Source organism: Methanocalculus natronophilus (genome assembly GCF_038751955.1).
Lineage (GTDB): Archaea > Halobacteriota > Methanomicrobia > Methanomicrobiales > Methanocorpusculaceae > Methanocalculus > Methanocalculus natronophilus.
The window spans coordinates 1-759 of record NZ_JBCEXH010000043.1 but is presented as its reverse complement, the minus strand read 5'-3'; the positions used below and the strand labels follow the sequence as shown (position 1 = coordinate 759).

Sequence of the window (759 nt, the reverse complement as noted above, 5' to 3'; positions counted from 1 at the left end):
ATCAATATCAATCGTTTCATCTTTATAAGCGATATTCAATATCTCCATCATATTAATGGCTGTTCGAATTTCTCTGTTTGAAGCGCGAACTAAATAATCAATAACTTCATCTTTAAAGTTTGCACTCAAATCATTCGGTAATTGATTTGGTAGGCTTTTAAGAAATATTTTTAAGTCATTTTCTGATATAGAATTTAACTTTAAAACATGACACCTAGATCGAATTGCTGGGTTAACACTGTGATATGGATTGTTTGTAGTTAAACCAATTATAATCAATGTTCCATCCTCAACATGAGGCAATAAATAATCTTGTATATCCTTTTTCATTCGGTGAATTTCATCAACAATAACCAATGCATTATAATTTTTTGCTTGATAAACAATATCTTTTAGACTTGCTTTAGAATCTGTAGAGGCATTAAAAGTAAACGTGTTTAATCCAAATTCACTTGCAACAATATTCGCAATGGTCGTTTTACCAATCCCTGGAGGACCGTATAAGACTAAAGAGAAATACTGTTTGGCTTCAACCATCTTTCTAATGACACCGTTTTGTCCAACTAAATGTGATTGACCAACGACTTGATCAAGCGTTTTAGGTCTTAACCGAAAAGCTAAAGGTCTATTTTGCATGGAATCACCTCGCCATTCATTATATCACTTATCATGGCGTAGTGTTCGCATAAATTGTAGAAAACTGTTATAATGTAAAAGATTTATAGAGAGTAGGGTTTTGACCCTAAGACAGTTATAAAA

1 protein-coding gene is annotated in these 759 nt (G+C 32.1%); it reads right to left on the bottom strand.

The window, feature by feature from the left end; translation table 11 throughout:
• Window positions 1-636 (bottom strand): AAA family ATPase (locus ABCO64_RS10280; protein WP_343089394.1); only part of this gene is annotated, 636 nt, incomplete at its 3' end.
• Between the last annotated feature and the right edge of the window lie 123 nt (window positions 637-759).